This window comes from Oceanimonas doudoroffii, assembly GCF_002242685.1.
GTDB lineage: Bacteria > Pseudomonadota > Gammaproteobacteria > Enterobacterales > Aeromonadaceae > Oceanimonas > Oceanimonas doudoroffii.
The window spans coordinates 1,310,463-1,328,296 of record NZ_NBIM01000001.1; the positions used below are offsets into that span (position 1 = coordinate 1,310,463).

Here is a 17,834-nt window from a genome sequence, read left to right on the forward strand (position 1 = left end):
GGTAACAAGCGTTTGGTGTATTTTGCTTTAACGTCTATATGTGGCTGCCGGTGAAGGCTTTCAAGACGACGGTCACATTTTTTTGCTGAAACTGGTTCAGGCCTGAGTGTCGATGGCCGGGCCCTTGGCCACCATGACCATGGCGGGGCGCAGCACCCGGCCGTTAAGCTCATAGCCCTTCATCATCACCGCCAGCACGGCATTGGGCGCCACTTCGTCGCTTTCCACCATGCTCATGGCCTGGTGCTTGTTGGGGTCAAAGGGCTGGCCCTTGGGGTCGATGGGCTCGACACCGAATTTTTCCACCACGTTCAGCAACGACTTCAGGGTCAGCTCCACGCCTTCGTGCACTGCCTTAAAGGCATCGCTTTCCTCACTGGTGTGCTCGATGGCCCGCTCCAGGCTGTCGATTACCGGCAGCAGCTCACCCGCAAACTTTTCCAGGGCAAATTTTTGTGCCTTTTCCACGTCCTGCGCGGCGCGGCGGCGAATATTTTCCATCTCGGCCACGGCACGCAGGGCGTTGTCCCGCTCTTCCTTGGCACTGCTTTCGGCGGCGGCCAGTTTCTGTTCCAGTTCGGCGACATAAGCCGCATCGGGCTGGACGGCATCCTGCGCTTGCTCGACCTGCTCAGCCTCGGCGGCCGGCTGTTGCTCCTGCTCGAGTTCTGCGGCCTGCTCCGTATCCACCTGATTCTGCTTGCTGCTCATGTTGTCTCCCGTCAGTATCAATGAACTTTGCTGGCTATATGGGGACGCGGATTGTCATTTCAAGGGCGAAAGCACAGAGACTTGTATTCCCCCTGGTAGCACTTGGGCAACACTCTGATTAGAATGGCGATTATTCAACAACGTCGAGCAATGTGGACCGCTTCGCCGGACAGTGATTTATGGAAACCGACTTCAATACCATCGCCCTTATCGGCAAACCGGATCATCAGGGCGCCAACCAGACCCTGGTGGCGCTGTACCGCTACCTGGCGGGGCTGGGTCTGAATGTGGTGATCGAGCGCCGGGTGGGTGAACAACTGGGCCTGGCCGACGCCGAGTTGCTGGAAATGGTGGAGCTGGGCGAGCGCGCCGATTTGGCCATCGTGGTGGGCGGTGACGGCAACATGCTGGGCTCGGCCCGCGTGCTGTCCCGCTTTGATGTGGCGGTAGTGGGTGTTAACCGGGGCAACCTCGGCTTTCTGACCGATATCTCCCCCGACAGCTTTGAGCAGCCACTGGAACGGCTGCTGGCCGGTGATTACCAGACCGAACACCGCTTTCTGCTGGAAGCCCAGGTGCACCGCCACGGGCAGCTCAAGGCCAGCAATACCGCCATGAACGAAGCGGTACTGCACCCGGGCAAAATCGCCCACATGATTGAGTTTGAGGTATATATCAACGGCCATTTCATGTATAGCCAGCGCGCCGACGGCATGATAGTGGCCACCCCTACCGGCTCCACCGCCTATTCCCTCTCCGCAGGCGGCCCCATTCTCACCCCCAACCTCAACGCCATTACCCTGGTGCCCATGTTCCCCCATACCCTGAGCTGCCGGCCCATCGTGATCGACGCCGACGCCCAGATAAAAATGGTGCTCTCCCCCGCCAACAAGAGCGAACACATGCTGGTGAGCTGTGACGGCCATGTGTCGTTGGCGGTGCAACCCGGTGATGAAATTCACATCAACAAGAGCCCACACCGGTTGAAGCTGCTGCACCCGCGGGGCCACAGTTATTTTGAAGTACTGCGCAGCAAACTGGGCTGGGGCAGCAAGCTGTTCTGATCCCGTGAGGGGTGAGGAGTGAGGGGTGAGAAGTAAATTACGGATTCGCCTCACACCTTACCCCTCACCACCCCCTCCCCTTGCACTGTATAAAACAACAGTATACTGTATTCCCATACAGCATCTATTTTGTTGCGGGGAATCACCATGTTGCTTCAGCTCACCATCAGCAATTTCGCCATCGTTTCCTTTCTCGAGCTGGATCTGCGTAAAGGCATGACCAGCATTACCGGCGAAACCGGCGCCGGCAAATCCATCGCCATCGACGCCCTGGCCCTTGCCCTGGGCGAGCGCGCCGATGCCGACTCGGTGCGCCCTGGTGCCGACAAGGCCGACATCAGTGCCCGCTTTCGCATCGACAAACTGCCCCGAGTCAAGGCCTGGCTGTGCGAGCAGGAGCTGGACGAGCAGGATGAGTGCATACTGCGCCGCACCCTGAGCCGGGAAGGCCGCTCCCGCGGTTATATCAACGGCACCCCGGTGCCGCTGTCGCAACTCAAGGCCCTGGGCGGCCTGTTGGTCAATATTCACGGCCAGCATGCCCATCAGGAGCTGCAAAAACCCGATCATCAGCGCGCCCTGCTCGACGCCTATGCCGGTCACCACCAGCTGCTGGCCGGTGTCAGCGCCGGTTATCAGCATTGGCGGCAGCTCAACAACGAGCGCAAACAGCTGCAAGCCGAACAGGAAAAATGGCAGGCGGAGCGCCAGTTGCTGGAATATCAGGTGGCGGAGCTCGACGAGCTCGCCCTGGCCGAAGACGAATTCCCCGAGCTGGAAGCCGAGCACAAACGGTTGTCAAACGGTGCCGAGCTGCTCACTGACTGCCAGCTGGCCCTTAATGTGCTGGGCGACAACGACGAAAGCAATGCCCTGCAGTTGGTGCGCCAGGGACTGAAAACCCTGAGCGAGCTGGTTGCCATGGACTCGCGCCTGGGCCCGGTATTGGAAATGGTGGAAGGCAGCCTCATTCAGCTGGAAGAAGGTCACAGCGAGCTCGGCCGTTACCTGGATCGGCTGGAACTGGATCCGGAGCGCTTGCATGAGGTGGAAAGTCGTATGAGCAAGGTGATGGAGCTGTCGCGCAAGCACCATGTGCCCGCCGCCGAGCTGTTCCTGTTCCACCAGCAGCTCAAGGCCCGACTGGCCGACATGGATCACGGCAGCAGCCGGCTGGAAGGACTCGATGAAGAAGTGGAGCAGGCCCGGGAAAACTTTGTACAGGCTGCCGAGCGACTGAGCCAGAGCCGCCAGCGATACGCCGACGCCCTTAACAAGCAGATCACCCATAGCCTGCACCAGCTCAGCATGGAAAAGGGTCGTTTTGAAATACAGGTGCACGCCGATGCCAGCGCCGGGTTCTCTCCCCTGGGCATCGACCGGGTCGAGTTTTTGGTAAGCACCAATCCGGGCCAGCCCATGAGCCCGCTGGCCCGAGTGGCGTCGGGCGGCGAGCTGTCACGTATCAGCCTGGCGATTCAGGTGATTACCGCCCAGAAGGTGGAAACCCCGACGCTGATTTTTGACGAGGTGGACGTGGGCGTGAGTGGCCCCACCGCCGCTGTGGTTGGCAAGCTGCTGCGGAAACTGGGCGAGTCAACCCAGGTGCTGGTGATCACTCACCTGCCCCAGGTGGCGGGCAATGGCCATCAGCATTTCTTTGTGAGCAAGAGCAGCAATACCGATAATACCGAAACCCGCATGCAGGAGCTGGACGAACCACTCCGCCTGCAGGAACTGGCCCGACTGCTGGGTGGCAACCGCATTACCGACAATACCCTGGCTAATGCCCGGGAACTGCTGGTGTGTGAGTGAAATGGGGAGACGGAAGATGTGGAAACGAGAAGACATAACACGTCCCACATCTTATCTACAATCTCTACACCAGCCGGCGGGCGGCACCCACCACGATGTCGATCACTTTTTGCTCGGTGTTTTGCATTGTGCTTTCGTCGGGAATTTCCTGCTGAGTACGGTTGACGATCACCCCCGCCACACAACCGGCCTTCAGGCCCTGACTGGCACACATGGTGAACAGGGTCGCCGACTCCATTTCGTAGTTCAGCACGCCCATCGACTGCCATTCCTTCATGCTGCCCTGAAATCGGCGCAACATGCGGGCCGAATGGGTGTCGTAGCGCTCCTGCCCCGGATAAAAGGTGTCGGACGACGCGGTAATGCCCACATGGGGCGCCACGCCCAGCTCCCGTGCCGCATCCACCAGGGCACAGGTACAGTCAAAATTGGCCACGGCCGGAAACTCCAGGGGGGCAAAATGGCCGCTGGCGCCGTCGAGGCGCACCGCTGCCGTGGTCACAATAATGTCACCCACCGCCACCTCGGGCTGTATGGCCCCCGTGGTGCCCACCCGCAAGAAGGTACGTACTCCCAGCTGAGCCAGCTCTTCCACCGCAATGGAAGTGGAGGGTCCGCCAATGCCGGTGGAACACACCACCACCGGCTTGCCATCCAGCTCTCCCAGCCAGGAGGTAAACTCCCGCTGGCTGGCGAGGTGCACCGGATTTTCCAGCTGACGGGCAATGCGCTCTACCCGTTCCGGTGCACCGGGCAGAATGGCCAGTGCGGCGCCACGCAAATCCTCATCGGTCACACCCAGATGAAAAACATGTTTGGTCATCACGAAGTTCCTCAAGCGAGTACAATAGCCTCGAATAGTAAGCCAGCCCGGGGAAAATCACCATGTTAACCCGCGGAACCAATTCAAGCGGCACCGGTCAGTCTTTTACATCCCATTGCAGTGCCGCTATGATGCCGGCAGGATTCACAGGACAACACCGCCTATGCAACTCAAAAGCTTGATATTACCCCTTTTTCTCGCCCTGCCCCTGACCGGTTGTAACCTGGTCTACAAGGTCGACATTCCCCAGGGCAACTACCTGGAAGAAAAACAGGTGGCACAGCTTCGCCAGGGCATGACCAAGGAGCAGGTGCGCTTCCTGCTGGGAAATCCCATGAGCCTGGATGGCTTTAATCACGACCGCTGGGTCTATCTCTATTATTTCAAACCGGGTCGGGGTGAGCTGGAACAAAAACGTCTGGTGCTGGATTTCGTCAATGATGGTCTGGTGACCATGGGCGGCGACTTCACCTCACCCGAAGCCTTTGAACAGGGTCTGTAATGCCATTATCCCAATAAAAACGGAGCCCGCGGGCTCCGTTTTTATTTGCGGGTACGCTTGGGATCCGGCCGGCCGCCGGTGACCTTGTCGGCCCGGCCTTCTTCCTTGGCCTGCTCGGCCCGGCGCCGGCGTATGTCTTTCGGATCCGCCAGCAGCGGCCGATAGATTTCAATGCGGTCACCGTCGTGTACCGACTGGCCCAGCTTGATCTGCCGGCTGAATATGCCCACCGCGTTCTGCTCGAGATCGATATCGGGAAACTGCTGCAGAATACCGGACTGCTCGATGATCTCCCGCACCGTAGCCTCGGGAGACACACGCAGGCTCAGCACCGTCTGCCGCTCCGGCAGGGCGTATACCACTTCAACCTGAATAAGATGCATTGCCGTATACCTCCCGCGCCCGCTCACTGAAGGCATGCACCATGGCATTGGTCAGCTCCTTGAAGATACCGCCAAAAGCCAGCTCCACCAGCCGGGACTTGAACTCGAAATGCAGCTTCAGCTCCACCTTGCAGGCGTCTTCATCAAGGGGAATAAAAGTCCAGCCACCGTTCAGCGCCTTGAAGGGGCCATCGACCAGCTCCATGTTGATTTTGTGGTCCTGTTCAAGGCGGTTGCGGGTAGTAAAGGTCTTGCGGATTCCAGCCTTGGCCACATCGAGCGCCGCCGTAATGCTGTGTTCGTTTTTATCCAGTACGCGACTGGCCACGCACCCGGGCAGAAACTGCGGGTAATCGTCCACATTATTGACCAGCTCATACATCTGCTTGGCACTGAACATCACCAGCGCACTTCGAGTAATACTCGGCATAACCTCTCCTGGCATTCTGACGGGGCGATTTTAACACTTATGCGAGCCGGGCTCACCCTCAGGTGAAGCTCAAAAAGTGACCGGTCGCCAGTTAGCCAATTCCCAAGCACCAAAGGGCACCGTATAATGCGCGCACTATGGCAAAAAACAAACCCAAAAAGAAACCCGTCTCCAGCACCATCGCCGTCAATCGCAAGGCGCGGCACGAATATTCCATCGAGGAAAAATTCGAGGCCGGACTCGAGCTGCAGGGATGGGAAGTTAAAGCGCTGCGCGCCGGCAAGGCCAACATCGGCGAGGCTTACGTGTTCATGAGAAATGGCGAGGCGTTCCTGTTTGCCGCCACCATTAACCCTCTCAACATGGCCTCTACCCATGTGGTCTGCGATCCGTTACGCACCCGTAAGCTGCTGCTGCACAAACGCCAGCTGGACCGCCTGACCGGCCTGATTGAACGGGAAGGCTACACCCTGGTGCCGCTGTCTTTGTATTGGTCCAAGTCCTGGGTCAAGGCCGAGATTGGCCTGGTTAAGGGTAAAAAAGCCCACGACAAGCGCCAGGACATGAAGGAGCGCGACTGGCAACGGGAAAAGGCCCGTATGATGAAACACAAGGGCCGCTAAGCAGGGCTTGTGTTTCGGCAGTAATTGCAATAAGATCAAAGTTCAACTTGGGGCTGATTCAGGATTCGACGAGATTCTCGAACTCCAAGGTGCATGCCGAGGTGCGATAGGCCTCGTTAAACAATCGCAAAAAAATAGTCGCAAACGACGAAAACTACGCACTGGCAGCTTAATAACCTGCGCAGAGCCCTTCTGCCCTAACTTGCCTGTGACTTAGGGAATCGGAAGGTCATCCTTCACAGGATCGCGTGGATGCCGTGCCTGACGGTTGAAGCGTTAAAACCAATTCAGGATAGTCTGTCTGTGGCGTGTCAGTCCGCAGCAGCTGGCGAATTTAATGACTGACTAAGCATGTAGTACCGACGACGTAGGTTTTTCGGACGCGGGTTCAACTCCCGCCAGCTCCACCAATCGATTGGAAGGCCCCTTAATGGGGCCTTTTTGTTGGCCAGTGTCCTGCCAGTGCCATCTAACCTCCTGTGTCCGGCATGGTTTTTTGAGTCCGGTTCCAGTAACATTCCAGAAAATTGACTTACGGGTTTATTTGCCCTTCCCTCAGGTTCTGCTGTCATGTCATCCAGTTCACTGCCCCGGCTCAATCTTCGCAACCTGATGCTGGCCATGGCGGTTTTCAGCGTCATCATCACCCTGTGCAACAGCTTGTACGCCACCTATGACGTGCAGCGCTCTCTGCTTATCAACAATACCCTGGAAGCCAACCGGGTGTATGCCGCCAAGCTGGCAGAAGTCACCGAAAGCGTTATCGCCGCCACCCGCCAGCAGCTGGCCTACAGTGCCGGGCAACTGGTCACCAGAATGGACGATGAGGCGGCGCTGCTCGCAGAGACGGCAAGGCTTCACCAGCAGAGTGATACCTTCAATTCGGTGGTGGTGGTCAATGCCAAGGGTGTCATTATCGCGACCTCGCCCCAGACCCTCAAGGTCAAGGGGGTTAGACTCACATCTGCGAGTGCTCGGCAGTCGCTTAAAGCCAAAACACCGCTGATCACCGATCCCTTTGTGTCCCCGGCCGGCAACTACATCATCAGCATGTCACACCCGGTGTTTGCCACCAATGGCGACTACCTGGGTTATGTGGCTGGCACCATCTATCTGGAACAAAGCAATATTCTGGGCCGAATACTGGGCCAGCATTATTATCAGGACGGTTCCTACCTGTATGTGGTGGACCGCCACAAGACCCTGATTTATCACCCCAACCCCGACCGCATTGGCGAACGCATTCGCGATAACAGCGCAATAGACGATGTGCTGCAGGGACATGAATATGCCCATCCCGTGATCAATTCCCGAGGGGTGAACATGCTGGCCGGGTTCGCCCCGGTCCCCAGCACCGGCTGGGGCATAGTGGCACAGCGCCCCAAGGCCGCGACGCTGGCCGGTATCAACGAGCACCTGTTGCGGGTAGTGTTGAAAAGCATTCCGCTGTCATTACTGACCCTGATCGGCATCTGGCTGTCGGCACTGTTTATTTCCCGCCCGCTCTGGCAACTGGCCACCTCCACCGGCCTGATGAGCAGACAGGACGCACAGGCCGACATTTCCGGTGTACGCTCCTGGTATTACGAGGCGGCCCAGCTCAAGCGTGCCATTCTGCGTGGCATAGGACGGCTGAACGATCGTATTGACCAGCTGCATACCGACAGTCACACCGATGCTCTCACCGGTCTGCTCAATCGCCGAGGCATGGAGCAACTGCTGGATAGCTACACCCAGCAACAGACGCCCTTTTCGGTCATTACCCTGGATATCGATTATTTCAAACAGGTCAACGATACCCACGGTCATGATGCCGGAGATCGGGTACTGAGCAGCCTGGCCTCGGTCATGAAAGAGCAGGCCCGCCGGGAAGACGCCCTGTGCCGAAGCGGCGGTGAAGAGTTTATGATTTTCCTGCCCCAAACTTCGGCAGACAATGCCCGTGAGGTTGCAGAGCGATTACGCCAGGGCGTGGCATCCAACCCCATGCCGGTCGTGGGCCACATAACCCTGTCGCTGGGTGTGGCACACTGGGCCGGTAACGACGAGAGCACTAAAACGGTGCTCAACAGGGCCGACCAGGCCCTGTACCGGGCCAAACGAGAAGGGCGTAACCGGGTGGCCATGGCCACCGCGGATTAGCCGTAACGGGGACTTTGCATCAGGGCCTGTAACCGCTCGGCAGGCTCGGGCCGCGACAGCAGGTAACCCTGATAACGATGACAGCCCAGCTGATACAGCTGAGTACGCTGAGCATCCGTTTCCACCCCTTCCGCAATCACTTCCAATCCCAGACTTTGCGCCATGCCGATAATGGCCTTGATGATGCCAAGGCTGTTGTCGTCATGAGGCAGGGCTTGCACAAAGGACTGATCGATCTTGAGCTGGTCCAAGGGAAGCCGCTGTAGATAAAGCAACGAGGAATAACCGGTGCCGAAGTCGTCGATGGCAAAGCGCACGCCGTGGGCCTTGAGCGCCTGCATGCGGTCAATGGCCCCGGGCATGTCGTCAAGCAGCATCGACTCGGTAATTTCCAGCTTGATACAGCCCGGATCCACGCCGGTCTGCGTAAACACCTGAAGCACCTCTTCGACGAAGCCGGCCTGATACAGGCGCGAGGCCCCGATATTTACCGACAGGGTGAAACTGCCGAATTCACTCAGCTGTGCCCAGCGCGCCATTTGCCGGCAGGCACTCTGCAGCACCATGTGATCGATACGGTTCATCAGGCCGCTGCCTTCGGCCACGTCAATAAAGGCACCGGGTGCCAGCGTACCTTGCTCCGGGTGCAGCCAGCGTGCCAGGGCCTCGGCGCCGATAATGCGCCCACGATGATCAAACTGGGGCTGATACCAGGCCACGAACTCTCCCGCATCCAGGCCACGCTGAATGTCTTCTTCCAGTCGCAGCCGCCGAGCCACCCGCTCCTGCATGCCCCGGTCAAAGAAGCACAGCTTGCCCTTGCCTTCCGACTTGGCCTGGTACATGGCCAGCTCCGCCTGTTGCACCTGTTCGTCCGGTGAGGCGTGCTGCCCTTCAAGCAGCACCATGCCCAGGCTGGCGCCACAACGCAACGCATGTTCTTCATGAGCATAAGGCTGCTCCAGCGCCGACAGCAGGGTGTATCCCAGTTGCTCCAGGTGAGCCGCGGCCTGGCGCTTGTCCGCCGGCAGGCCGGTGCTCAGCACCACAAACTCGTCACCGCCCAGCCGCGCCACCAGGTCGCCGGGGTGCATCAGGTTGCTGAGGCGCAGGGCCGCCTGCTGCAATACCTGATCCCCCACCGACAGCCCCCAGAGATCATTGATGTGCTTGAACTTGTCGAGATCGATAAAGATCAGGCCGCTCAAGTCCCGCGGCACGTCGATAAGCTCCGCCAGACGCTGATACAGAAAGCGTCGGTTGGGCAGGCCGGTCACCCCGTCATAAAAGGCCAGGTGATTGATGCGCTCCGCATCCTTTTTACGCTGGGAAATATCGTTGATGGACGCCACATAATGGCTAACCTCTCCCTGTACGTCGCGCACTGCACTGATCGACAGCCACTGGGGATAAACATGCCCCGACTTGCGCCGGTTGAGTATTTCCCCCTGCCAGTGGCCATGGTCGTGAATATGGCGCCACATCTGCCGGTAGAATGCACCGTCGTGCTGGCCGGAGCCCAGCATCGCCGGCGTATTGCCAATGACCTCCTCCACCCCGTAACCGGTGATCTCGGTAAAGGCCCGGTTTACCCGCAAAATACGGGTCTGGGCATCGGTGATCATCATGCCCTCAAAACTATCAAAAGCCACCGCCGCGATACGCAGTTCGGTTTCATTGCGCTCCCGTTGAGTGATGTCGCGGGTCAGCACCACCGCAGCAGGCCCTTCGTTCAGGGGCGCCTCCATGGCCTGAGCCCGGCTTTCAAATACTCGCCGGTCGTCTCCCTCGCCCAGCTCATACACCAGCCGCTGACAGCCCTGTTGCGTCAAGGTACGCCGAATAAAGTCCTGGAAACGCCTGGCCAGTGCCGGCTCAAACAGCTGGGGTAAAAGCTTGCCAATCACGTTGTTGGCCACGGGGTAAGGCTGTGCCGAGGATGAAGCCATCACCTCCAGACATCGGCCCTGCTCGTTCATCACGAACATCAGATCCGGCAAGGCGCCGGTAATGGCGCGCAGGCGGGCTTCGCTGTGCTCAAGCAACGCCTGCTCCCGCTGGCGTTGCTCGGCATCGTGCAAAATCAGGGTAAGGATAAGGGTCAGCGGTACGACCACCGCCAGATAGGGCCAGATATACTCAGGCATCAGTTCCCGCTGCACCGGCGTCATCAGGGCCGCGATCAGCAGCAGGCTGGCGGCATGCAATACCAGCACCGCCGGCAGCAAGTGCCACAGGTTGATGCGCAGCCAGCCCCGGCCAACTCCGTGACGAAAGGCCAGTCCCAGGACCAGGGCAAATCCGATATTGAGTACTCCGCTAAAGGCACCGGCTCCGCCGATCCAGAGTCGGCACAGGGCCGCCATCAGCGCCGCCAGGGCGCCAGACAAGGGACCGCCGAACACCCCGGCCACAAAGATCACGCCGCTGCGGGCGTCGAGCAACACGCCGGGCGCCACGGTAAAGGGCAGCAGCATGCAAACGATGGCCGCCAGACCAAACCAGAATCCTGTGGTCACTATGGCCAGGCGCGGATGGTGACGGCCCTTGCGCGCATTCAGGGTCAGCAACCAGCCCATGGCCAGCAACACCACGGCCTGTTGAATCACGATATTAAGCATTTACATTCATATTCAAATACAGCATCGGTCGGCCATATGTAGCAGGCAGAGCAAAAGGCAAAACCGGCATTGCCATTTTCAAGCCGGAAGGCGAACTCGCAGTTTATCAGATTACGGCGTTAATACAGCAACTTAGCCGCCATCCTTCTCACATAATAAGAACCTGGGCAAGATTAGCAGCATCATCGCCGGCAATCAAAACGTCCCTTTTGAAATACCAGCAGCTATTGCCACCGTCGACATCAGAAAAATCGATCCTGTGGTTTATACGTAGAAAAACTTGACGCTGGCCCTGGGCTGGCCAATAACTAATCAGAGGCGGGACGGCGCCGGCCGTTTCAACTCAACACTCGCTGTCAGCCATTTGGCTACGGAACTTTTGGGGGAATGAGCCATGATTTTGAACCACATCTGGGGTCTGTATGCCCACCCCAAGGATGAGTGGCATACCATAGATGATCACCATGAAAGCCTCAGTTACAGCCTGACCCACCTGATTTTCATCGCCCTGATCCCGTCGGTATGTACCTTTATTTCGGCCACTCTCATCGGCTGGCATTTTGGTACCCAGAACACCATCATGATGACCACCCAAAGTGCGCTGATCATGTCGGTGGGCATGTACTTCACCCTGATTGGCGGGGTCTTTGCCCTGGCCTACCTGACCTTCTGGATGGCCAAGACCTTTGGTGCCAACCCGACCTTCACCCAAAGCATGGAGCTAGCCGCCTACACCGCCACCCCGCTGTTTATGACCGGCCTGGCGGTCCTTTATCCGGAGCCGGTGTTCCTGATGATGGTGGGCCTGGCGGGCCTGGCCTATTCGGTCTACCTGCTGTATTCCGGCGTGCCGATTATCATGCACATTCCCGAAGAGCGCGGCTTTATTTACGCAAGCTCGGTGGTAACCTGCGGCCTTATTCTGCTGGTGTGCATCATGGTTGGCTCTGTGATTGTATGGAGCTGGGGGCTGGGACCCATCTATACCAACTAAGGCAAAATGACGAGCATAAAAAAGCCGGGGCATCCCCGGCTTTTTTTGAGGCCTTAAGACTGGCCTTCGTTGTACATTTCCAGGTGACTGTTATCGATGCTGTCCTTTTGTTTGGCCGCATCGTTGCGCTGGGAATTAAGGGCGTCCAGATATTCCTGGTTAACGTCCTTGGTTACGTACTCACCGGTAAATACCGAGGTTTCAAACCGGCGCAACTCCGGGTTGAAATGACGCACCGCGTCTTCCAGATCTTCCAGCTCCTGGAAAATAAGGCCGTCGGCACCGATGAGCTTGCAAATTTCTTCCGACTCACGACCATAGGCGATCAGCTCATTGGCCGAAGGCATGTCGATGCCATAAACGTTCGGGAAACGAATTTCCGGAGCGGCAGAAGCGAAATACACCTTTTTGGCACCGGCGTCCCGAGCCATCTCGATGATCTGCTCGGAGGTGGTGCCGCGCACGATGGAGTCATCCACCAGCAGTACGTTCTTGCCGGCAAATTCCGACGGAATGGCATTGAGCTTGCGGCGCACCGACTGCCGGCGCTGCTGCTGGCCGGGCATGATGAAGGTACGGCCGATATAGCGGTTCTTCACAAAACCCTGGCGGTAAGGCAGCTGCAGGTTATGCGCGATTTCCAACGCGATGTCGCAGGAGGTTTCGGGAATGGGAATAACCACGTCGATATTGAGATCTTCCCATTCACGGGCAATCTTGGCGCCCAGCTTCTGGCCCATACGCACACGGGCGGCATAAACAGAAACCTTGTCGATAAAGGAATCCGGACGGGCGAAATAGACGTATTCAAAAATGCAGGAATGATGCTGGGGCTCGGCGGCGCACTGCTGGGTAAAGAGTTCACCCTGCTCGGTGACGTATACCGCCTCACCCGGGGCCACGTCGCGGATCAGGGTAAAGCCAACCGCATCCAGGGCCACGCTCTCGGACGCCACCATGTATTCGGTGTTGCCGTCTTCGGCATCGCGCTTGCCCAGCACCAACGGGCGAATGCCGTTGGGATCCCGAAACGCCAGCATGCCGTGGCCGATGATCACCGCCACCGCCGCGTAGGCGCCACGCACCTTCTCATGCACTTTGGCCACGGCGGCAAACACGTGTTCCGGCTCCAGGTGCAGCTTCTGAGTCTGCTGATCCAGCTCGTGAGCCAGCACATTGATCAGCACTTCCGAGTCGGAGGTGGTGTTGATGTGGCGGCGAGCCACGCGAAACTGCTCTTCCTTCACCTCATCGGCGTTGGTCAGGTTGCCGTTGTGGGCCAGGGCAATACCAAAGGGCGAGTTCACATAAAATGGCTGGGCCTGGGCAACACTGCTGCTGCCGGCGGTGGGATAGCGGACGTGGCCGATGCCGACGTTACCGATGAGACGCTCCATGTGGCGTTCTTCAAACACGTCCCGCACCAGGCCGTTGGCCTTGCGCTGACGAAAGGTGTCACCGGAGATGGTGACGATGCCGGCGGCATCCTGTCCTCTGTGCTGAAGTACCGTAAGCGCATCGTACAGCGCCTGGTTGACCGGGGTCGTACCTTGAATACCGACAATCCCACACATGTCCAAATTTCCTCGAATTACTATAGCTTGGGGGGTAAAAAGCTGGATGAATTCTGCAGCATATTAAAGAACCACTGGATCACGATACCAAACTCGGGGATGAGCACCGACTGTTTCCACCACAGGCTTTGGGGAAAGGCGGTCAGGGTATCGATAAACAGCAGCAGCGCGGCGACGATAAACACGCCACGCACGGCGCCAAAACAGACGCCCAGCACCCGGTCGGTGCCCGACAGGCCGGTACGGGTGACCAGCTCGCCGACGATGTAGTTGACCAGGGCGCCCAGGATCAGGGTAAGCACAAACAGAATGGCAATGGCGGCGCCATTGCGGAACAGCGGATCGGTAATGTCGAGAAACACCGCCAGATCGGCGTAAAAACGGCTGGCGATAAAGAAGGCGGCCACCCAGGTGGCAAGGGACATGGCTTCCTTGACGAAGCCCCGGACCAGGCTGATGAGGGCCGACAGGCCGATAACGCCGAGTATTACGTAGTCTATCCAAATCATCATGTTAGTGCCGAAGCCCTCCTGATTGCCGCGCATTCTATCAAACCCACCCGGTAAAAGGCGACGAAAATGCGGATAAACTTCATTCAAGATGAAACTATCGCGGGCAAGGAGCGACGTCTGCAGACGCAGGTCGGCACCTATCGCGTCCAGCCCGGGAGGTAAGACGGCGACGTGGGAATGCGCGGCCGGTTGCGTATCCCTGCGGGCTAACGTGGCGAGCGGCAGCCAATAAAAAAGCCGGGGCAATACCCCGGCCTTGCTGCCTTCACGGTGCCTCTCAGCCGATAAACTCCAGGCCACCCATGTAGGGCTTGAGCACCTCGGGCACACGAATGCGGCCGTCTGCCTGCTGGTAATTTTCCAGCACCGCCACCAGGGTGCGGCCCACCGCCAGGCCGGAGCCGTTCAGGGTATGCAGCAGCTGGGGCTTGCCGTCGGCGCCGCGTACCCGGGCCTGCATGCGGCGGGCCTGGAAGTCGCCGCAGTTGGACACGGAGGAGATTTCCCGGTAGGTGTCTTGGGCCGGCAGCCACACTTCCAGATCGTAGGTCTTGGTGGCGCCAAAGCCCATGTCGCCGGTGCACAGGGCCATCACCCGATAGGGCAGCTCCAGGCGCTGCAGCACCTTCTCGGCGTGGCCAACCATCTCTTCCAGCGCGTCCCAGGAAGTGTCGGGGTGCACCAGCTGCACCATTTCCACCTTGTCGAACTGGTGCATGCGAATAAGCCCGCGGGTATCGCGGCCGTAGGAGCCGGCCTCGGAGCGGAAGCAGGGGGTGTGGGCGGTGAGTCGCATCGGCAACTGGGCCGGGTCAAAGATCTCGTCCCGGCCGATGTTGGTCAGGGGCACTTCGGAAGTGGGGATCAGCGAGAACCGACGCACCTTGCCTTCCTCATCACCCTCGCCCTCGATGGCGGTGTGGAACAGATCGGCGGAGAACTTGGGCAGCTGGCCGGTGCCGTACAGGCTGTCGCTGTTCACCAGGTAGGGTACGTAACATTCGGTGTAACCGTGCTCGCTGGTGTGCAGATCCAGCATAAACTGGGCCAGGGCCCGGTGCATGCGGGCGATTTGCCCCTGCATGATCACAAAACGGGAGCCGGACAGCTTGACCGCACCTTCAAAGTCGAGGCCGGCCAGGGCCTCGCCCAGGGCCACGTGATCCTTGGGCTCAAAGCCCAGTTCGGTAGGCTCGCCCCAGCTGCGCACGGTGACGTTGTCGTTCTCGTCCTTGCCCACCGGTACCGACTCGTGAGGCAGGTTGGGAATGGCGGCGCAAAAGGCCTGAATGTCGTTCAGCAGCTGATCCAGCTCCACCTTGCAGCCATCGAGCTCGTCATTGATGGCGGTGACCGCCGCCTTTAGCGGGGCAATGTCTTCGCCGTTACGGGCGGCCTGGCCAATGGCCTTGGAGCGGGCATTACGCTCCGCCTGCAGCTCCTGAGTGCGGGCCTGCAGGGTTTTGCGGCGCTCTTCCAGGCCGTTGAACAGGGCGGTGTCGAGGGTGAAACCACGGCTAGCCAGCCGCGCGGCCGTGTCGTCAATGTCGCTGCGCAGGTATTTGGGATCCAGCATGAGTTACCTTAAATTCGTGTGATGCGTTTTCACGCGGGCTCTTGAAATCGGTTCGGGCCACAGTTTATCAGCATCCTCGCCGGCGGGCCAAGGCAAGCGGGGCCGGTTCGGCTACCGCTTGTTGCCGGCCTGCTCGTCAAGCTTGCTGAGGTAGTCGAGCTTGGCCTGTATTTTCTTCTCAAAGCCCCGCTCATTGGGCTCATAGTAGCGCCGCCCAATCATGGCCTCGGGCAGATAGGTCTCGCCGGCGGCATAGGCACCGGGCTCGTTGTGGGCGTAGCGATATTCGGTGCCGTGGCCCAGCTCCTTCATCAGTTTGGTGGGGGCGTTGCGCAGGTGCACCGGCACCTCAAAATCGGGCAGCTCGCGGGCATCCTTCAGCGCCGCCTTCCAGGCGGTGTAGAGGGCGTTGCTCTTGGGGGCACAGGCGAGATAGACAATGGCCAGGGCAATGGCCCGCTCCCCTTCCGCCGGGCCCACCCGGGTAAAGCAGTCCCAGGCCGCCAGCGCCACGTCCATGGCCCTGGGGTCGGCCAGGCCGATGTCTTCCGAGGCAATGGCCAGCAGCCGGCGGGCAATATAGAGGGGATCGCAGCCGGCGGTCACCATGCGCGCATACCAGTACAGGCCGGCATCGGGGTTGGAGCCGCGAATGGACTTGTGAATGGCGGAGATTAAATCGTAATAGAGATCGCCCTGGTTATCGAAGCGGGCCAGCCGCTCGCCGGTCACCTCCGCCAGCAGCGCCTTGTCGATGCGGCGCACGCCGTTGTGCTCCTCGGCCATGTCCGCCAGCAGCTCGAGGTAGTTGAGCGCCTTGCGGCCGTCGCCGTCCACCAGCTCGGCCAGCGCCCGCTGCACCCCCTCGGCCAGCTCAATGCCCTGCCCCGCCAGGCCGCGCTGGTCGTTGAGGGCCTGATTAATCATGGCTTCCACATCCGCGGTTTCGAGGCGCTTGAGCAGGTAGACCCGGGCCCGGGACAACAGGGCGTTGTTCAGTTCAAATGAAGGGTTTTCGGTAGTGGCGCCGATAAAAGTGACGGTGCCATCCTCGATATGGGGCAGAAAGGCATCCTGCTGGGACTTGTTGAAGCGGTGCACCTCGTCCACAAACAGAATGGTGCGCCGCCCGGCCAGCTTGTGCTCCCGGGCCCGCTCGATGGCGGCACGAATGTCCTTGACTCCGGAGGTGACCGCCGATACCCGCTCCACCTGGGCATCGCAGTAATGGGCCGCCAGCTCCGCCAGGGTGGTTTTGCCGGTGCCCGGCGGCCCCCACAAAATCATGGAATGGCAGTGACCGCCTTCCAGCGCCCGGCGCAGCGGCTTGCCCGGCCCCAAAATATGCTGCTGGCCCAGATAGTGCTCGATGCGCTCGGGGCGCATGCGCGCCGCCAGCGGGCGAAAGTCGTCCTGCTCGAAGTCCAGGCTCAGGGTACTCATGACCTTTCCTTACCGCTGATCGTCCACCATCACGCCGGGCGGCGGGGTGAAGCGAAAGGCACTGGCAGCAAGCGTGGGGCTGGTGTTGAACCGGCTCAGGGTAAACTCGCTGCGCTGGCCGCCCGACTCCACCACGGTAAAGCGCGACAGCCGGCCCTGATTGTCAAAGCGCAGGGTAAAGCGCTGTATCAGCTCAGCCGGATCCTTGCTGGTCACCACAAAACTGCTGCCCTGCTGGCTGACCTTGTAGCCCTGCCAGCGCGAGCGATCGGCCCCCGAAATCAGCAGAAACGGCGTATTCTTCACCGCCTGAGCCAGGGGCAGTATGCTCACCTGCTCCACAAAGGGGTCGTACATCCACACATCGGTGCCGTCGGACACGATCAGGCTCTCGTCGGGCGAGGTGGTGTGCCAGCGAAAGCGGTCGGGCCGGGCCAGCTGCATGCTGCCCTCGGCCCGTTGCATGGGGGCACCGCTTTCGTCATAGACCTGCTGGCTGAAGTCGGCGGAAAACCGCCCCAGGGCCGACAGCCTCTGCTGCAGATCGCTCGCCGCATCGGCCAGCACCTGGGTGCTGCTGGCCCACAACATCAGTCCTGCCGTGATCAGTTTTTTCATGGT

Annotated in this window: 16 protein-coding genes and 1 other RNA gene; 7 read left to right on the forward strand and 10 right to left on the reverse strand. The window is 59.4% G+C overall.

Translation table 11 applies throughout. The features are described 5' to 3' along the window. Positions 1 to 96: 96 nt before the first annotated feature. On the reverse strand, positions 97 to 711 hold the full coding sequence (gene grpE, locus B6S08_RS06090) for a nucleotide exchange factor GrpE (protein WP_094199842.1): 615 nt from the start codon (positions 709 to 711) through the stop codon (positions 97 to 99). A 179-nt stretch (positions 712 to 890) separates the two neighbouring features. Between grpE and nadK the strand changes: the two genes are divergently transcribed. Further along, complete coding sequence (gene nadK / locus B6S08_RS06095; protein WP_094199843.1) at positions 891 to 1,775, forward strand: NAD(+) kinase; 885 nt, start codon at positions 891 to 893, stop codon at positions 1,773 to 1,775. A gap of 147 nt (positions 1,776 to 1,922) precedes the next feature. Then, positions 1,923 to 3,590, forward strand: coding sequence for a DNA repair protein RecN (gene recN / locus B6S08_RS06100; RefSeq protein ID WP_094199844.1), 1,668 nt, complete (start codon positions 1,923 to 1,925; stop codon positions 3,588 to 3,590). A 64-nt stretch (positions 3,591 to 3,654) separates the two neighbouring features. Here the strand turns inward: recN and udp are convergent, their stop codons facing one another. After that, a complete protein-coding gene (gene udp / locus B6S08_RS06105; protein WP_094199845.1) occupies positions 3,655 to 4,413 on the reverse strand; it encodes a uridine phosphorylase in 759 nt (252 codons plus the stop codon). A 163-nt stretch (positions 4,414 to 4,576) separates the two neighbouring features. On the opposite strand from udp, the gene B6S08_RS06110 reads away from it, so the two are divergent. Next, complete coding sequence (locus B6S08_RS06110; RefSeq protein ID WP_094199846.1) at positions 4,577 to 4,915, forward strand: outer membrane protein assembly factor BamE; 339 nt, start codon at positions 4,577 to 4,579, stop codon at positions 4,913 to 4,915. Between the two features lie 41 nt (positions 4,916 to 4,956). On the opposite strand, the gene B6S08_RS06115 is transcribed toward B6S08_RS06110, so the two are convergent. Both B6S08_RS06115 and B6S08_RS06120 read right to left on the reverse strand, forming a co-directional pair. Further along, positions 4,957 to 5,298: an RnfH family protein gene (locus tag B6S08_RS06115; RefSeq protein WP_094199847.1), complete on the reverse strand. Its 342-nt coding sequence runs from the start codon at positions 5,296 to 5,298 to the stop codon at positions 4,957 to 4,959. Beyond that, positions 5,279 to 5,728, reverse strand: a complete 450-nt coding sequence (locus tag B6S08_RS06120; protein WP_094199848.1) for an SRPBCC family protein — start codon at positions 5,726 to 5,728, stop codon at positions 5,279 to 5,281. The genes B6S08_RS06115 and B6S08_RS06120 overlap by 20 nt, the downstream gene beginning before the upstream one ends. 137 nt (positions 5,729 to 5,865) lie before the next feature. Here B6S08_RS06120 and smpB point away from each other — a divergent pair, with 137 nt between their 5' ends. The 3 genes from smpB to B6S08_RS06135 all read left to right on the forward strand — a co-directional run bounded on the left by smpB (position 5,866) and on the right by B6S08_RS06135 (position 8,493). Beyond that, positions 5,866 to 6,351: an SsrA-binding protein SmpB gene (gene smpB / locus B6S08_RS06125; RefSeq protein ID WP_094199849.1), complete on the forward strand. Its 486-nt coding sequence runs from the start codon at positions 5,866 to 5,868 to the stop codon at positions 6,349 to 6,351. Positions 6,352 to 6,400: 49 nt separating this feature from the next. Next, positions 6,401 to 6,761, forward strand: a transfer-messenger RNA (tmRNA) gene (gene ssrA, locus B6S08_RS06130). A gap of 160 nt (positions 6,762 to 6,921) precedes the next feature. Next, complete coding sequence (locus tag B6S08_RS06135; RefSeq protein ID WP_094199850.1) at positions 6,922 to 8,493, forward strand: sensor domain-containing diguanylate cyclase; 1,572 nt, start codon at positions 6,922 to 6,924, stop codon at positions 8,491 to 8,493. Here B6S08_RS06135 and B6S08_RS06140 read toward each other — a convergent pair. Beyond that, positions 8,490 to 11,114, reverse strand: a complete 2,625-nt coding sequence (locus B6S08_RS06140) for an EAL domain-containing protein (RefSeq protein ID WP_094199851.1) — start codon at positions 11,112 to 11,114, stop codon at positions 8,490 to 8,492. The genes B6S08_RS06135 and B6S08_RS06140 overlap by 4 nt on opposite strands. Before the next feature lie 394 nt (positions 11,115 to 11,508). Between B6S08_RS06140 and B6S08_RS06145 the strand changes: the two genes are divergently transcribed. Next, positions 11,509 to 12,108 (forward strand): Yip1 family protein, encoded by a 600-nt coding sequence (locus tag B6S08_RS06145; RefSeq protein ID WP_094199852.1) that lies wholly within the window; start codon positions 11,509 to 11,511, stop codon positions 12,106 to 12,108. A 53-nt stretch (positions 12,109 to 12,161) separates the two neighbouring features. Here the strand turns inward: B6S08_RS06145 and purF are convergent, their stop codons facing one another. The 5 genes from purF to lolA form a co-directional block, all read right to left on the reverse strand. Then, positions 12,162 to 13,682: an amidophosphoribosyltransferase gene (gene purF / locus B6S08_RS06150; protein ID WP_094199853.1), complete on the reverse strand. Its 1,521-nt coding sequence runs from the start codon at positions 13,680 to 13,682 to the stop codon at positions 12,162 to 12,164. Between the two features lie 20 nt (positions 13,683 to 13,702). Next, on the reverse strand, positions 13,703 to 14,191 hold the full coding sequence (locus B6S08_RS06155) for a CvpA family protein (RefSeq protein ID WP_094200564.1): 489 nt from the start codon (positions 14,189 to 14,191) through the stop codon (positions 13,703 to 13,705). Positions 14,192 to 14,471: 280 nt separating this feature from the next. Beyond that, positions 14,472 to 15,770, reverse strand: coding sequence for a serine--tRNA ligase (gene serS, locus B6S08_RS06160; protein WP_094199854.1), 1,299 nt, complete (start codon positions 15,768 to 15,770; stop codon positions 14,472 to 14,474). A 111-nt stretch (positions 15,771 to 15,881) separates the two neighbouring features. Further along, positions 15,882 to 17,213: a replication-associated recombination protein A gene (locus B6S08_RS06165; RefSeq protein ID WP_094199855.1), complete on the reverse strand. Its 1,332-nt coding sequence runs from the start codon at positions 17,211 to 17,213 to the stop codon at positions 15,882 to 15,884. 9 nt (positions 17,214 to 17,222) lie between these two features. Further along, a complete protein-coding gene (gene lolA, locus B6S08_RS06170; protein WP_094199856.1) occupies positions 17,223 to 17,831 on the reverse strand; it encodes an outer membrane lipoprotein periplasmic chaperone LolA in 609 nt (202 codons plus the stop codon). Positions 17,832 to 17,834 lie beyond the last annotated feature (3 nt).

Bases quoted from the DNA above. Each gene is read 5' to 3' on its own strand.
- grpE (WP_094199842.1), bottom strand. From the start codon at position 711: ATGAGCAGCAAGCAGAATCAGGTGGATACGGAGCAGGCCGCAGAACTC.
- nadK (WP_094199843.1), top strand. From the start codon at position 891: ATGGAAACCGACTTCAATACCATCGCCCTTATCGGCAAACCGGATCAT.
- recN (WP_094199844.1), top strand. From the start codon at position 1,923: ATGTTGCTTCAGCTCACCATCAGCAATTTCGCCATCGTTTCCTTTCTC.
- udp (WP_094199845.1), bottom strand. From the start codon at position 4,413: ATGACCAAACATGTTTTTCATCTGGGTGTGACCGATGAGGATTTGCGT.
- B6S08_RS06110 (WP_094199846.1), top strand. From the start codon at position 4,577: ATGCAACTCAAAAGCTTGATATTACCCCTTTTTCTCGCCCTGCCCCTG.
- B6S08_RS06115 (WP_094199847.1), bottom strand. From the start codon at position 5,298: ATGCATCTTATTCAGGTTGAAGTGGTATACGCCCTGCCGGAGCGGCAG.
- B6S08_RS06120 (WP_094199848.1), bottom strand. From the start codon at position 5,728: ATGCCGAGTATTACTCGAAGTGCGCTGGTGATGTTCAGTGCCAAGCAG.
- smpB (WP_094199849.1), top strand. From the start codon at position 5,866: ATGGCAAAAAACAAACCCAAAAAGAAACCCGTCTCCAGCACCATCGCC.
- B6S08_RS06135 (WP_094199850.1), top strand. From the start codon at position 6,922: ATGTCATCCAGTTCACTGCCCCGGCTCAATCTTCGCAACCTGATGCTG.
- B6S08_RS06140 (WP_094199851.1), bottom strand. From the start codon at position 11,114: ATGCTTAATATCGTGATTCAACAGGCCGTGGTGTTGCTGGCCATGGGC.
- B6S08_RS06145 (WP_094199852.1), top strand. From the start codon at position 11,509: ATGATTTTGAACCACATCTGGGGTCTGTATGCCCACCCCAAGGATGAG.
- purF (WP_094199853.1), bottom strand. From the start codon at position 13,682: ATGTGTGGGATTGTCGGTATTCAAGGTACGACCCCGGTCAACCAGGCG.
- B6S08_RS06155 (WP_094200564.1), bottom strand. From the start codon at position 14,191: ATGATTTGGATAGACTACGTAATACTCGGCGTTATCGGCCTGTCGGCC.
- serS (WP_094199854.1), bottom strand. From the start codon at position 15,770: ATGCTGGATCCCAAATACCTGCGCAGCGACATTGACGACACGGCCGCG.
- B6S08_RS06165 (WP_094199855.1), bottom strand. From the start codon at position 17,213: ATGAGTACCCTGAGCCTGGACTTCGAGCAGGACGACTTTCGCCCGCTG.
- lolA (WP_094199856.1), bottom strand. From the start codon at position 17,831: ATGAAAAAACTGATCACGGCAGGACTGATGTTGTGGGCCAGCAGCACC.